The organism is Paenisporosarcina sp., assembly GCF_057785155.1.
This window is the reverse complement of sequence record NZ_JBYNRN010000017.1, coordinates 57,664-72,632: the sequence shown is the minus strand read 5'-3', so window position 1 is coordinate 72,632 and position 14,969 is coordinate 57,664. Positions and strand designations below refer to the sequence as shown.

Sequence of the window (14,969 nt, the reverse complement as noted above, 5' to 3'; positions counted from 1 at the left end):
TCAGAACCACTATCAATTTAATAATAAATTTTACAAGGCTCAGCCTTTTTTAAAAAAGTATTTTACTGGGTCTGCTTTAATTTGGTCTTTTATGGTTTTAATTTTCATGGGAGTTCAATAAGAAAAAAGGCTTTACTCCTTCTTGAAGTAAAGCTCCCGTTAATTAAACAAATTCCCCTTTTAAAAAATCCATTCAAAAAACTTTGCAAGAAGGAAGAATAGCACGCCAACAATTAATGCTCCAAATAAAAAATAGCAAATACTCTTAACAATATCGGATATCGCTCCAACGAAATCATTTATAAACTTAGTCATTTTCCATCATTCCTTAATGTTTTTCGTTTCTGATCTCGTTCTCTTTATGTTTATTATTGTACAAAACGGAAAATAGGTTAATGACTACTATAATCAGAGAACCCGTTAATACTCCGAATATCGAATACATATTACCAGGATCTACGATTGTAGCCCCTATAATTCCTCCAATAGCAATTAAGAAAGCATACCCGCTATATTTCCACTTAGATTTTAAAATTTTATTCATAATTCATTACTCCAATCCTATTACGGAGTATAACGATAGATTACAAATCGTTCGTTTTCATTGCTCGCATAGAGTTCAGGAACTTGAACTTCTTTCAACAGCTCAAATACCGTGTTGTTTTCGAGATATTGAATATAATCGCTTGTTGGGTAATAAAGTATGATATCCACTTGACGATTTTTTTGTTCAACAGATTGAAGGATTCGATCGATTACATTCATGAAAATTTGAATCGAAAATGGATTGAAAAAGTAAAAACGGTTATCGGTTTCTTCTATTATATATTCTTCTGCTAAGCCATTCTCGAAACGTATAAAACCCTTCATGTTTTTCCGTTTCTCCATATAACTGGATTGATTTTGAAGTGCATCCAAATACAGCTGACCACTCATTTCGACTCCGGTTACACTTGCTTTAAAATGATGGTTTACATAAAACGGGAGTCTTCCCTTCCCACAACCAAAGTCCACAACCACATCTGTTTTTTCCAATTTGTATTCTTCAAATAAAGCATCGAGGGCAACGTAAGGAGTCGCTTCATAACGATTATAATGAACCATCTGGTTACGGACTTCGTGTAAGCCTACCGTCTTTATTCCAAGATGTTGATCGTACTCAAACTCATCCATTCTAAAACCCCAGTTCTCAACTATTCTATCCTTTAATCAAACCATACAAGACGGCTAAGAAACAACTATTCCATGTACGCAGTAATTAGAGGAAAAAAATGTTATTATTGGTATAAGATATAATTTTTCTGAATTTAATATAAATAATAAAGACATTGGAGGTCATTTCTTGAATAAAGCAATCGTTCTGATATTGACTATATCGATATTAGCCCTCGTAAACTGGATTGTCTCTCTCTTTTTTGCTGCAAGTTTTATAGATACATCGATTCCATTTGCACTTGTGGCTATAGCCGTTCTTTATATTTTCACTAGCAAAGACAATACAGTTAGTCGTCATATGGATATGCAAATTCAAGGGCAAACAGGTATTAGAATGGCTGCGTCTAAACGAGTTGGTGGTCAATCACTTATCTTTATTGGTGCAGTAATCTATTTTGTCATTACCCTTGTTGCAACATTCGTTATGTATAGAGAGTATTTTATAAGTTAATTGGTACTATTAAAACCTTCGAGATCAGTACTAAACCAGTACCTAACTCGAAGGCTTTTCATTTTTTCGGAAATGTTACTCTCCAACCAAGAACAATTATTACGAGTAAAATCACCATATAAATATAAATCCCTAAAGGAATACTTAAAGCGATAAAGTGGCCAACTACAAATAGTCCTGTAATGAGAAACAGAAGCAGGTTATTTGCTGTTTGTTGCTCTTGAGCAAATTCATATGACTGCGAGAATGGATATCCTTCATTGTTAATCATCCTGTATGTGAGTATGATTTGCACGAGTGCGACTAACAAAATGATGACTATTTCAGAGATGATTCTTGGAGAGAATACCCATATGAAAACCACACTATTGATTAAAAATATAGGAATATATAGTTTTACAAAAAAAGCTTTTAACGTTGCACTATATATAGATGAGATGTATTGAATGGGTGTCGACCGATAGATCCAAGACCCTTTGTAAGTCCCAGAAAACTTCAACATATGGATGACTCCTGGAATCATCAGGTTACAAAAATAAAGAGCAAAATACGTTTTACCGGTAGATACCTCAGAAAGTGAGTACATCCTCAAATCATTAAATACAAATAGTGCCGGAAGTAAGATAGATAATCCTAAGGCAGGATACACTCTTAATTTAAATTCCCGCTCTTGAGTCATCATTTTGGAAGCGAATCGGTATAAGATTTGTTCTTCTTTCCTTCTACACATAATTTTTGAAAAGAACGAATCTATGCCAGCCCACTTCTTTTTATTTGAACCCGTCTCTGTCATTAGTTTTTGTAAATTCCGTTCAAAAGAAGGCATAACTCGACTGTATAGATAAAATGAGATTAGCGGCACACATATGGCAAGGCTTGAAAAGATAATCATAGGTGTTGAGAACTGTTGATGTAATAACATCTCAAAAGGAGCACCATACCACAAAGCTGGAATGAATAGATGCCACCAACTAAATACATATTCGACATCTATAGTGGCCAAATCAAATGAACGAAGCAGGATTTGATAGCCAATCACGATGCCCACTGATAAAAGAATTTGTACATAATTAATAATATCCTTTAACCGCTCTCCATCGAAAAAGCGCAAGACGAGCAAATATAAAATAGCGGTTAAAACAACAACAAATAAATTCACAATGATAATTTCAACTAAGAAAATAAGCGCAAATCCAATTCCTTTTGTGAATAAACCGACCGCAAACGGTATCGTCACAAATGCACTCGTGATGAAACTCATATAGATAATGACATGGATGATCTTCGCAGCATTAATGGTCTTCCTACTAATCGGTTTGGTGTTTAAAATACTTTTATCTCTCAAATCGAGAAGAACTGTCGAAAAATCTGAAATCATGGACGTCATTAGAATGAACAAAATCACGCCAAAAACTAAACTCATTTGAAACATGTAATTTTCGCCGAGTATAATAAAAGGAATCAAGATTAACCCATAAAAAGCATACAAAGCTAACGTTTTGAGATAAATACTGCCTTCTTTCTTAACTTCTCCATTAAAAATACTCGGTACGCGACGCTCATCTAACGTCAATTTTACCTGCAAAATTCTTCTCATTACTGGATAGTCAATATCCAACTTTATAAAAAAAGCCTTGAAGATATCTAAGATTCTTAACGAACGAAAATCATCCATTCGGTTGTCCTTCTTTCACCTTCTCAACAAATTTTTCGGCAATACTCTTATGTTCATTGAATCCAGTTAACTGATTAAAAATTTGCTCGAGAGATCCTTCTTTGCTTTGATTTTGCAATTCTTCAAAGGTACCGTCGGCTATTACTCTTCCCTCAGCCAACAAAATAATTCGACTACTGATTTTCTCAACAACGTCCATTATATGAGACGAATAAAATATCGTTTTCCCCTGGTTTGCAAGTTGAATCAAGATTTCTTTTATAATCATCATGGAATTGGCATCCAATCCACTCAAAGGTTCATCCCAAAACAATAAATCAGGGTCATGCAGTAAACTCGAGATAATTAATACTTTCTGCTTCATCCCTTTCGAATACGATGAAATTCGACTATGGAACACTTTCTCCATACCGAAATGATGCATTAAACTATAAGCCTTATGCTCAGCAAATTTTTGATCGAGCCCATAAAGCTCTCCCATCAATGTTAAGTACTCACTAGCTGTCAAATTGTCATAGACTTCAGCATTCTCCGGTACATAGCCGATCTTTCTTTTATATGTATAGGTTCCAGTTGAAATATCTTCACCGAAAACTTCAACCTTGCCTCTATATCCTTCCAGCAGACCAAGCATTATTTTAACAGTCGTACTCTTCCCCGCTCCATTAGGTCCGATATAACCAATGATTTCTCCTCGATGCACTTCTAAATCAATTCCATTTAGCACTTTTTTAGAGCCGTAACTCATCGTCAAATCTTTAATTGAAAGAACCTTTTCTGTTTGAACAGTCATGTTGCTCACCTCAAAATCACGTATTTATACTATTCTAACATATTGGATTTGGAATAGTTGCCATTATTTCCCTTAGTTTTTGTGGACATGAATTTGCAGTAGCTACATTATTAATTGGCACAAATGGTTAATGTTGGTATATTGGTTAAAAGGTGTTTTTTTCTAAAATATATAAGAGGATATTTGTTTGAAGGAGGAGAACATGGTGACTTTATTTAGCATGATATTTGGGTTGTCGATTATATGTTCATTTATTGCTTTGTTTTATACAGCAATTGTTCGAAGCTGGCAAAGCTTTCTAGCATTAGGGATTGCTTCCTTACCTTTTTCTTTATATTTATTTTCAGGCGAACCGCCGATACAGTATGTAGGCTCATTTTCATTCATTTGTTTTGCTATTTCTTTTGTTGTGTTTTGGAGAGGAAAGAGAAAACCAATAATTTGATTTAAGTTTTTTACTTTCGATGATTGGGGTGAGACTTTTGATAGGTAGAAAATTTTTATCTGCTATAGGATCTTGTATCGGTGTAATGATTATCTATTTCATATTGGAACCATCCGGTTTTGTCATCTTTATGGCTATGTATTTACTTCCGATTCTTTTGTTTTATGGATTACCTTCATCCATCTTGTCTGATTGGATCACCAAAAAGCTGCAAGGGTTTAATAGAGGGATTTCTGCTTTACTGATTCACCTTCTCCTTGCGGCTCTGTTCGTTGTCGTCCCAATTTTGTTATTTTCTCAATGGGAAAGAGAATTATTATTTTCCGATGTAAGAAGCTTATTAGACAATTTCTTTTTTATTACCGCAATTCTTTCATCCTTTTTATTTTGGGTTATTGATGAGTTTCTCAGATGTAATAAAACACATAGGAACTGGCATGTGTTTAAGGAGAGATTGGGTAATTTAAGAATTTAATAATGTGTATTGAATGACTAGTAATTGAGGTGAAGTATACATGAGGTTTACAGATTTAGTGAATGAAACAGGGTTTCATATTTCATTCGAACAAATCGTTGAAGTAAGAACAAGTGAAGTGAGATTAAGAATTATTGTCAATAAAAGCGTTGAACCTACTGATTTAATTATTCATCCCCATTCAGATAGCAATGTGAGGACATTACAGATAGACTTTCCAAATTATATTACCTACTCGGTTATCTATGATGATTATACGAATTGGAATGATGACCAGCAGTTTCAGGGGGAGGCATTTCGAATTTATTCCAAGTCTAATTACTTTGATTTTATTCAAAAAGAATCCAATTTAAAGGCGATAATGCCCGGTGAAAATCTGAAGCACTACTCCTTGTCTTGTATTGAACATAAGGTTGATATCATCTCCACCCATGATCCAATTATTACAGTAATAGATTGAACTTAAGAAGCTTGGAGTGTGGAGAATCTTGAAATTAAAGAAACGCTATATTATGTTCAGTGTACTAATTTTACTTGTTTTATATGTCGTTCACTTAAATGGCTACAGGCTTTCTGAAGAGTCTGCAATCCGAAATTCTTATCCCAATCAAAGTGGGGAAGTTGTATATGAAAAAGAATTTGATCCAAAGAAAGTGATCATTTGGGATACCGGGAATGGCAAGTATGTAAAATTAATAAACAAGGACTGGGGTATCCTACATCGAGTAACTGTTATTAGTGGTATTGGTGGTACAACACTGGATGGAAAAATGAAATTTAATTGGAATTCCACTTTAAAGGAAGACAAATATTATGACACATTATTTGCAGTAGAGGTTCTAGACACAAAGATAGTGAAAGTTATTATTAGTAATGAACGTAATAATGAAAAAGCTTTATCACTAGATGAAGCCAAAGAGCAATCCACTGTGTATGTTGAGATGGATGTTTTAAATGGTTATGCTGCACATTATCGTTATTTACACACCTCTGATGTTGGAGCATTTATTTTTCGCGGATTAGATTCTGAGGGCAATGTTTTGTCCATCCAATAAAAAGATAGATCTATAGCCGAATTGCTTATACATATAAAAAAGGAATCCAGTTATCAATATAATTGAATTCCTTTTTTACTTGTATTAGCACGTGTCTTTTTATTAACCAATTACATGAATAAAATTTTTAATGAAAAAAGCCGCCCAATTCGGACGGCTTTTTTTATTGCGCAAACCACGCTTGATAATAACGGCTTATCGCAACAGCATAATCGCCTCTTGTAACTTTTTGATCCGGTGAAAATACTGCTTCAATTTTTGGTTCTAAATCATATGGTCCTTGAGTGACATTGAATTTTGCATTTAATATATTTAAGTCTAAAGCTGACTGTACATAACCTTTTAAAGCTACTGGTATCAAGTTGCTATCTTTAAGAGCTACTCTCTCTCCATTGTAAAGGACTGAGACTTCTCCAGAATGAGCTTTTGCTTGTTGCTCTAAGCCTAGTGCTTGAACTAAAGAGTAAGCTAGTTCTGCTTTGTTAACTGCACCCTTGGAATTAAATTTACCTAAATTGTTAAGTTGCATCACACCTTTATTGTTTTGACTTGCGTCACGGATAGATGCTCCTTTAGCAACAACAGCTTGAACGAACTCAACATCATCTCCACTTACATCACTTAAAGTAACATTTTGATTTTGACGTATGCCTGCGCCCATAACTAGTGAACGTGCAAGTTCTTTACGTATAAGGTTTTGATTTGGTTTAAAAGTGCCATCTTGATATCCATCCATTAATCTTTCATTTACCGCCATTTGAATGGCTGAAGCAGCTGCATGACCTTCTATATCAGATAGACCAGTAAAGCCACTGACTTTTGTAAACGCTAGCGATCCTTTCACAGTTTCCGGGAATGAGACACCAACTGGGTTTTCAATCGTTCCTCTCATGCCTCGAATTTCTGCAGTCCATTGTCCTTCTTTAGGTGAATTAACCGATACGGTTCGGTCTGTACTTAAAGTAAACAATAAACTAATGCCCGAACTATACTCTGTACCATCTGGTGCGATTAATATTAAATTTATGGGATTTCCAGTTTCACCTAGTAATCCTGCTGCATTTATTTTTGCATTCAATTGAGAAACTCCAGCTTCTACATTAAACGTGTATTTATTTGAAGCAGTTACCGCAGGATTGAAAGCTATTTCAAATGGTGTTCTTTCAGTTGTTGCATCTACATTGCTATTAAAAGTTTGATTTGAATTGACGGTACTTCCATAAACGGTACCAAACATGACGCTATCAATTGCTGCGTAAGCATTTAAATAACCAGTACCTACTTCCCAGGTTTCATATCCTGGCATATTAGTTGCTGTTGCCTGTAATACTTCTTTGATATCGTCTGGTGATAATAAAGGATTGGCTTCAAGTAACAATGCAACAACACCAGCAACGTGTGGTGTAGCCATTGATGTACCGCTCATTGTCGTGTAGAAAGGAAGATGAGCTGGTGCAATCATTTCTGCGTCTTCTGCTGCACCTAAAGATGCTACTGGACCAATCACTCGGGTTGAAATAATATTGACCCCAGGTGCCGTAACAGTTGGACGATCTTCCCAAGTCCAAGTATTTCCATCCATTTCAAACGTTCCACCTACACCTTTTGTTCCTCTAGATGAAAAATCTGCAAGTGTACCATCTTTCTCTCCAGCTCCCACTGATATAACCCATGGTGCTTTGGCGTATGGATTATGAGTATTCTCACTTGGCCCCTCATTACCAGCAGCAAAAAGAACAGTGATTCCACGATCATACGCTGCTTTACTAGCTACGTTAATTGGATGATCCGGTACAAAGTCGCCTGACGAACCCCAAGAATTTGTAATCACGCGAATATTGTATTGAGACTGATGAGTAATTGCATAATCGAACCCACCAATTCCATCTAAAACGAATAATGCTGCACCAGAACCATATCCAACTAGATCAGCTCCTGGTGCGGCTCCTTCATATTTCCCACTTGAGCTTGCACCTGTTCCTCCAACTGTTCCAGCAACATGTGTACCATGCCCAGAATTCGTATCAGTGTTTGGAATGTTCTCTGTATAGGTTACAGGTAATAATTGTGAGTCAAGACTATTTAAGTTGGTACTTCCCATAACATTTTGGACAAGATTTTTTCCGAATTCATGGTCTTTATGAGTTCCATCTACACCACTGTCATTAACTACAACGCCAATACCTTTACCCGATAAAGGAAATCCATTGTTGGCTTTTTGCATATCCACATCCGTTCGTGCTTTGTCGACGCCTGTTATTTGCGTTGCATCTGCGTTTGAGTAGTTTAATTTACTATTTAAGTAAAGAGATTTTACACCATCTGATGAAGCTAATTGATTCACTTGCTCTTTTGTTGCTAGAACTCCAGCGATAGGTAACGCCTTCATTGTAACGCCAGTAGAAATTTCAAGACTTTTTAAAAGATTGATTTGTTCATTTGTTGGCGCTCCGTTCCCTTCAAAAGTGACGATCACTTGCAAAGGACCTGTTGCATTTTCAAGCGCTTCTTTCAATTTAGAATCCATTGTGACTGTTGAGGCAGCCTTCACCCCAGTAAAACTTGTTCCACTAAATAAAATGGACACAATCATTAATAAACTCATAAATCCATATAGAGATTTTTTCATTTTCCAAAACTCCTCTCAATCTATTTGCTTCTTAATCTTATTATCTGAAAATTAAATGAATTTTCATATTCCACCAAGGTTGTAAATAAGGATTTAAAAGTACTATCTTTTTGTCGTACAAAAGATATAGAGATTCTATTTTGAAACCTAAATTTTTGCACATAAAAAATCCCCCGTAAAAACTACGAGGAATTTTGAACAACAATTTATTGTGGAATTACCATCTTGAAAGCCGAATTTACAGCTTCATAGGCATTTACGTAACCAGATCCAGTTTCCCATATTTCATATCCCGGCATATTTGTCGCTGATTGCTCAATTATTTGTTTCACTTCAAGTGGTGAAAGAGAAGGATTTGCATCTAACATTAATGCAACAATACCCGCTACATGTGGTGCAGCCATTGACGTACCACTCATGGTCGTATAAAAAGGAATGTAAGCTGGAGGTATCATTTCTACATCCGCAGGGGCTCCTAAAGATGCCACTGGTGAAATTACACGTGTAGAAATAATATCTTTACCAGGGGCAGTAACGGTTGGACGATCCTCCCAGTTCCATGTTTCTCCATCTACCTCAACACTTCCACCTTTACCTTTGACTCCTCGAGATGAAAAATCAGCTAATTGTCCTTGCTTGGTACCCGCTGCTACAGTAATTACCCACGGAGCTTTTTTGTAATTTCCTGAAATCGTTGAATCTGATGGGCCCGAGTTTCCTGCAGAAAACACAGTAACAATACCACGATTATACAACGCTTTAGTTGCAACATTTATAGGATTGTATGGATCAAAATCCGTACCTGAATCACTTGTATCTCCCCATGAATTGGTGATGACTCGAATATTGTATTGACTTTGGTGAGTCAATGCATAATCAAACCCACCAATCGTATCAAGCATAGCAATCGCTGCACCTGACCCGTAACCAATTAATTGTGCTTCCGGAGCAACTCCTTCATATTCTCCGGCGGACATCGTGCCAGTTGCTCCTACAATTCCCGCTACATGTGTCCCATGACCAGAACTTGTATCCGTATTTAGAACATTTTCTAGATACGTAACAGGAAGCAGGTCACTTTGTGCATGCAAATTTATCCCACCTAGAACATTTTGGACTACATGTGATCCAAATTCTAAATCTTTATGTGTAGCATCCACTCCACTGTCGTTAATAACTACACCTATTCCCTTACCACTAACCGGCAATCCTTCGTTTGCATTTTTAAATTGATTGTCATTTCGAACACGGTCAACGCCTGTCAGTTCCGTCGCTTCTTTATTTTCATATTGCAATTTTCTATTATCATAAATTGAAAATACATGTTCGTTTGTGGCAAGTGCTTCAACTTGTGATTTTGTAGCTAAAATACCTGCAATCGGCAGTTTTTTCATAACAGATCCATTGGTAATACCAATATCTTTTAAAATACTTAAAATTTCTTCTTGTGATTTATGGTTTTTCTTAAATGTAACGATTACTTCAAAGATCTCTGTGTTTGTTTCCAGTTTATTTAATAATTTCGAATCTACTACTGCAGTTAAACTATTGGCATCACCTACCATAGGTTTTGGAGAGGTCACTAAAGCCAGAACTAACACGACTAATACAAATATTTTTCCTAATCTCAATATGATCGCCTCTTTCTCGGAATTTTCAATCTATAATTATTGTGACATTTTTCAGATAAAAACCAATTCTACGGGAGGCATATATTTAAATAATAAATGTACTATCTTGACTAATTCCAAAGTATTACGGTAAATGGACTAACTGATGTTGGACAGCATATATTACCACTTGTGAACGACTTTTTACATCTAACTTTTTGAAAATTTTACTGACATGTATCTTAACCGTTTTATCACTTATAAAGAGTGCTTGAGCAATATCTTTGTTATTCATACCTTGGACAAGACAATTAAGTACTTCCATTTCTCTTTCTGTCAAAGCACTTTTATTTTTCTCATTTACAGATGCTGGTTGATTGAAATTAAGAAATTTCTTAGTCATGGATGAATGAATGACCGATTGTCCTTTTGAAACAGAACGAATTGCATCGACAACATGTTGGGAAGGAGCATCCTTTAATAAATATCCATCAGCTCCTTCCCGGATAGCCGAGATGAAATATTCATCATGATCATACATAGTTAAGATTAAAATTTTTATTTCTGGATGATTTTTTTTGATTATTTTTGTCACTTCAATTCCATTTTTATCAGGTATATTGATATCCATTAAAATTACTTCAGGTAAATACAACTCCACCTTTTCAATAGCATCATTTCCTGAAATGGCTTCTCCTACAACTTCAATATCCGTTTCCATTCCTAAAATATTTTTTAATCCATCACGTAATACTGCATGATCATCAACTAGCATTAGTCTAATCAAACAATTCCCCCCCCTTCAATTCCCATCTTTGGTACGGTTAGTGTTATTTCCGTACCCGTTCCTTCTCTACTGTCAATCTGTAATGTTGCATGAATCCTTTCGGCTGCTTCATTCATTTGTAAAATACCAAAATGTTGTTCATTTCTAGCTTTAACCATCGCTTGAAATAAAGAAAAGCCCAGTCCCTCATCCTTAATTTTTAATAACACATGTTCTTTTTGATAGCTTAATAATATTTCTATCTTCTTTGCGCCAGAATGTTTTATGGCATTTTGTGTACTTTCTTGAAAAATATCAAACATAATCTTCTCTGCCATTGAACTAAGTTGAAATTCTTGTCCTCGTAAAGCTAATTCTATTTCTATCGCACTTTCTTTTTGTATTGCTTTTATACGAGACTCTATTGCGTACTGCAATCCGATTCTTTCAGTTGGATATGGACGGAGTTCGTATATTGAATCTCTTACTTCTCTCAAACTATGTCGCAGCTTTTCTTTACTTTCTTGTATCAGTCGAAAAGAATCTTCTGGCATCTTGGAAAATTTACGTTCTGCGGTTTCCAGCTTCATTACTGCTCCCGCAAGTGACTGAGCTACTCCATCATGGATTTCCCTAGCGATCCGATTTCTTTCTTCTAAAATGATCGCTTTTTCTTGTTCTGAAATAAGCATTTTTGTTTTTATGAGAACAGCCAATTGATTAGCAATCGTAGCTACTGGTTGAACATCTTCTTCATTGAAACTTTGAGTTCTATTTCTTCCAAAAATAAAAAGACCTACGACTTCTTCATCTAAAATGAGTGGAGCATATAATAACGTCCGAACGTTAGACTCAAAAATAGCGATAGCTGGACCTCCATTCTTTTTAGCATCATGAAAAATGGTTAACTCCTGTATAGAACTTAAGCTTTTTCTCACATCTTCCAAATTAGTTTGATATTTTTTCTGCACCCCTGAAGCAACCTTTAGTTGCCATGAATTACTTTCTTTTATCCAAAGGTTATAAGCATCAACATTAATAATTTCGGGCAAATTATTTTCTAAAAAACTCAACCATTCATCTGTTGGGATTTTCTTGTTGAGTTCAGTTGAGATATTAAACAACGTTTTTAATCTTGCTTTCTCTGTTCTTAATCTTACGATAATCGAGCTAAGTAAAGCGAATGCAACTAATGGAGAGAAAAAGAAGAAAAATGAAACTACGTCAATGTCTCCTCTGTTTTGACTGCCTAGTACAAAAAATATGTAGAGATATCCATAGGAAACGATAAAACTGATTAACTCTTGTAAGTATTTTTGTTTCCAAATTTCAAATGTGTATCGCTGAGGTCTTAAAATCAGCACTAAATCTACTATAAGATTGTTAAAAATATAGAAGGGTAGAATAATAAAAGAAAAATGTATAATACTTATACTCAATGTGGAGGTGCTATTTACTGTTATTAGTGGGAGCAAAGACTTTGCTAATAAATAAGCCATGACAAAGCTAATAACAAGTTGAGCAGGGTTAAATAGGACAATTCTTAATGGGCGTCTCTTTATGATATTTATTAATAAAACAACTAGGGCATATGCAACTATGCTATAACCTAATCCATGTATGATATAAATCGTATAAACCAACGGAAAACTTATCACAGAAAAGCCTCTCATTACTGGCATTGGATAATACTCAACAATAAAGAGAAAAATGACTAAAAATCCGAATACCAGAGGTGTTTTTAATTCACCTATCTTCAACAATCCATATTGAATAAAAAGAATGCCACCTATTATAGACGTGAACATAATGAACAATCTTGCTAATTTTTCATTTTGATGCGATGAAGCACTATGACTCATTGGTTTCCATCTCCTATACCCCATATTCATAATTTTCAGTCTCAATGATTTATAAGATTACTACATTTAAACTTTTTATTACAGAATAATGTCGGTTATGTGAAAATAGCAGGAAAAACCCAGACCAGTCGAATGAGAGTCACTGACTGATACTGGGTAAAAATCTACAATAGATTTTTTCAATCCATTATCTCAAAAGTAGGAATAGGATTCTATTCAGCAAAAGCAATAAATGATGTAATACTTAAGGATTATATTATTTTGTTTTCACTAAATTTGTTCAATGTTGTATGATGCATTATTTATAAATATGAACTTCAGAATTTAAACGAATAAATAAGTAATACCTTTGATTTGTCATCCGCGGGTTATTTTCTATAGCGAACGTTGTCTCGGTTTAATAGAATATTTAACGTAATTAATTTATGTTTATAGAAATAAAAAAACCACACAAAGAAGCACACTCATATTTCGAGTGTGCTTCTTATGTTTATTATCCAATCACATGAAAAACAAAGTTCATTAAAAATAAACCGGCAATGACATAGAGTGTTGGTGTGACTTCTTTCCATTTTCCAATCGCGACTTTCAAAATTGGATACAAAATGAAGCCAATTGCCATCCCATCCGCAATGCTATACGTAAACGGAATCATCACGACGATAAATAAAGCTGGGAAGCTCTCACTCAAATCCTTCATATCCAAGTTGCGGATATTTTGCACCATCAAGCCACCAATAATAATAAGAATCGGTGCAATTGCGCTATTTGGAATGAGTTTAATCATCGGAATAAAGAATGCAGCCCCTAAAAACAACATACCTGCTGTAATAGTGGTTAGTCCTGTACGTCCACCAGCAGCCATTCCTGCAGCACTTTCTACAGAAGCTACCGTTGGGCTTGTTCCAAAAACACCTGAAGTCATTGCGGAAATCGATGTTGCCTGGAAAGCTTTTTTGAAACGATCTGGACGATTGATAAATGTCACTTGGCCATGAACAAGACCAATGTTTTCAAATACAATGACCATCGTTAACGAGAAAACCGCAACCCAAAACGTCATAGACAATACACTTTCAAATGACAAAGCACCTAATACACTGAATGCATCCGCAGATGATAACGTGGAAGTACTTTCTTGAGAAATATCAATCAAGCCAAATAACGAAGCAATGATGGTTCCGACAACAATCGTGATCAAGAAATTCCCCGGCACATTTCGTATGAACAAAATAATAGCCACGAGAAAAGTCAAGATCGTCGCGAGTACTTGAGGTTCACCAAAGGAACCTAAAGCTAAAATCGAACTTGAACCTTTTTCGATAATTCCACCTTTTTCAAGGCCAATTAACATAAGGAATAATCCAAGTCCCACCGTAATCGCTTCTTTTAATGAATGAGGAACCGCCACACTCAGCATGCTTGAAAAACGTGTGAATGCGATAACGACAAAAATCAAACCAGATACGAAAACAACGGCTAGTGCTTCTTGCCAAGATAAGCCCATCGACTGGACCATCGTGTAAGAAAACAATGCGTTAATTCCCATTCCCGGCACGAGCAATATCGGAGCGTTGCCCCAAAATCCCATTAGCAAGCATCCAAATACAGAAGCTGCAATGGTCGCAATAATGGCTGCTTCAAGCGGCATACCTGCCTCGGACAGAATAAGAGCATTGACCGCAATAATGTAAACCACCGTAAAGAACCCGATAAGTCCCGCTATTACTTCTCTCTTAAAAGTCGTTCCGTTCTCTTGCAGACCAAAAAACTGATCGATCCAATTTAACATTTCTTCAACCTTCTATTTAATTAGCCCTCTCCCTACCCGCTCTGCCTGATTAACAGGTGAGCCATTAAGGATTTTAGTCACTTTTCGCCATACTGTCAAGTAAAAGTTCTTGAATGGGCTTTTGTGTACAACTTATAATATGGCGTTACCTCCAGTTTTATTGGCGTTCGGGTGACTTTATCTAGCGCAAACTGATAATAA

At 35.6% G+C, this 14,969-nt stretch carries 15 protein-coding genes; 5 read left to right on the top strand and 10 right to left on the bottom strand.

The genetic code is table 11. The features are described from left to right. Positions 1 to 180: 180 nt before the first annotated feature. From AC3EA5_RS07440 to AC3EA5_RS07430, 3 genes are read right to left on the bottom strand one after another with little or no spacing between them, the layout of a single operon-like run. The gene (locus AC3EA5_RS07440) at positions 181 to 315 is read right to left on the bottom strand and encodes a hypothetical protein (RefSeq protein ID WP_394190548.1); all 135 of its coding nucleotides are present in this window, start codon (positions 313 to 315) and stop codon (positions 181 to 183) included. A 13-nt stretch (positions 316 to 328) separates the two neighbouring features. Further along, positions 329 to 544, bottom strand: coding sequence for a hypothetical protein (locus AC3EA5_RS07435; protein WP_488607745.1), 216 nt, complete (start codon positions 542 to 544; stop codon positions 329 to 331). A gap of 20 nt (positions 545 to 564) precedes the next feature. Then, entirely contained in the window at positions 565 to 1,173 is a 609-nt protein-coding gene (locus tag AC3EA5_RS07430) for a class I SAM-dependent methyltransferase (RefSeq protein WP_488607744.1), read from the bottom strand. A gap of 169 nt (positions 1,174 to 1,342) precedes the next feature. On the opposite strand from AC3EA5_RS07430, the gene AC3EA5_RS07425 reads away from it, so the two are divergent. Beyond that, positions 1,343 to 1,666 carry a hypothetical protein gene (locus AC3EA5_RS07425; protein WP_488607743.1) on the top strand — a complete coding sequence of 108 codons (324 nt, stop codon included), beginning with the start codon at positions 1,343 to 1,345 and terminating at the stop codon, positions 1,664 to 1,666. Positions 1,667 to 1,724: 58 nt separating this feature from the next. Here AC3EA5_RS07425 and AC3EA5_RS07420 read toward each other — a convergent pair whose 3' ends face one another. Both AC3EA5_RS07420 and AC3EA5_RS07415 read right to left on the bottom strand, forming a co-directional pair. Continuing rightward, positions 1,725 to 3,341 carry a hypothetical protein gene (locus tag AC3EA5_RS07420; RefSeq protein WP_488607742.1) on the bottom strand — a complete coding sequence of 539 codons (1,617 nt, stop codon included), beginning with the start codon at positions 3,339 to 3,341 and terminating at the stop codon, positions 1,725 to 1,727. Further along, the gene (locus AC3EA5_RS07415) at positions 3,334 to 4,134 is read right to left on the bottom strand and encodes an ABC transporter ATP-binding protein (RefSeq protein ID WP_488607741.1); all 801 of its coding nucleotides are present in this window, start codon (positions 4,132 to 4,134) and stop codon (positions 3,334 to 3,336) included. The genes AC3EA5_RS07420 and AC3EA5_RS07415 overlap by 8 nt, the downstream gene beginning before the upstream one ends. Before the next feature lie 202 nt (positions 4,135 to 4,336). On the opposite strand from AC3EA5_RS07415, the gene AC3EA5_RS07410 reads away from it, so the two are divergent. Genes AC3EA5_RS07410 through AC3EA5_RS07395 form a run of 4 tightly spaced genes read left to right on the top strand, consistent with a single transcriptional unit; the run spans position 4,337 to position 6,109 of the window. Next, positions 4,337 to 4,579, top strand: a complete 243-nt coding sequence (locus AC3EA5_RS07410) for a hypothetical protein (RefSeq protein WP_488607740.1) — start codon at positions 4,337 to 4,339, stop codon at positions 4,577 to 4,579. Positions 4,580 to 4,616: 37 nt separating this feature from the next. Continuing rightward, positions 4,617 to 5,054, top strand: a complete 438-nt coding sequence (locus AC3EA5_RS07405) for a hypothetical protein (protein WP_488607739.1) — start codon at positions 4,617 to 4,619, stop codon at positions 5,052 to 5,054. Between the two features lie 40 nt (positions 5,055 to 5,094). Next, positions 5,095 to 5,514 (top strand): hypothetical protein, encoded by a 420-nt coding sequence (locus AC3EA5_RS07400; protein ID WP_488607738.1) that lies wholly within the window; start codon positions 5,095 to 5,097, stop codon positions 5,512 to 5,514. Between the two features lie 28 nt (positions 5,515 to 5,542). After that, positions 5,543 to 6,109: a hypothetical protein gene (locus AC3EA5_RS07395; protein ID WP_488607737.1), complete on the top strand. Its 567-nt coding sequence runs from the start codon at positions 5,543 to 5,545 to the stop codon at positions 6,107 to 6,109. Positions 6,110 to 6,272: 163 nt separating this feature from the next. Here AC3EA5_RS07395 and AC3EA5_RS07390 read toward each other — a convergent pair whose 3' ends face one another. From AC3EA5_RS07390 to AC3EA5_RS07370, 5 genes are all read right to left on the bottom strand, one after another. Then, complete coding sequence (locus AC3EA5_RS07390; RefSeq protein WP_488607736.1) at positions 6,273 to 8,738, bottom strand: S8 family serine peptidase; 2,466 nt, start codon at positions 8,736 to 8,738, stop codon at positions 6,273 to 6,275. Positions 8,739 to 8,944: 206 nt separating this feature from the next. After that, entirely contained in the window at positions 8,945 to 10,369 is a 1,425-nt protein-coding gene (locus tag AC3EA5_RS07385; RefSeq protein ID WP_488607735.1) for a S8 family serine peptidase, read from the bottom strand. A 124-nt stretch (positions 10,370 to 10,493) separates the two neighbouring features. After that, the gene (locus tag AC3EA5_RS07380) at positions 10,494 to 11,135 is read right to left on the bottom strand and encodes a response regulator (RefSeq protein ID WP_488607734.1); all 642 of its coding nucleotides are present in this window, start codon (positions 11,133 to 11,135) and stop codon (positions 10,494 to 10,496) included. Next, positions 11,132 to 12,976: a GAF domain-containing sensor histidine kinase gene (locus tag AC3EA5_RS07375; protein WP_488607733.1), complete on the bottom strand. Its 1,845-nt coding sequence runs from the start codon at positions 12,974 to 12,976 to the stop codon at positions 11,132 to 11,134. Before AC3EA5_RS07375 ends, AC3EA5_RS07380 begins: the two co-directional genes overlap by 4 nt. Positions 12,977 to 13,469: 493 nt before the next feature. Beyond that, complete coding sequence (locus tag AC3EA5_RS07370) at positions 13,470 to 14,768, bottom strand: NCS2 family permease (RefSeq protein ID WP_488607732.1); 1,299 nt, start codon at positions 14,766 to 14,768, stop codon at positions 13,470 to 13,472. Positions 14,769 to 14,969 lie beyond the last annotated feature (201 nt).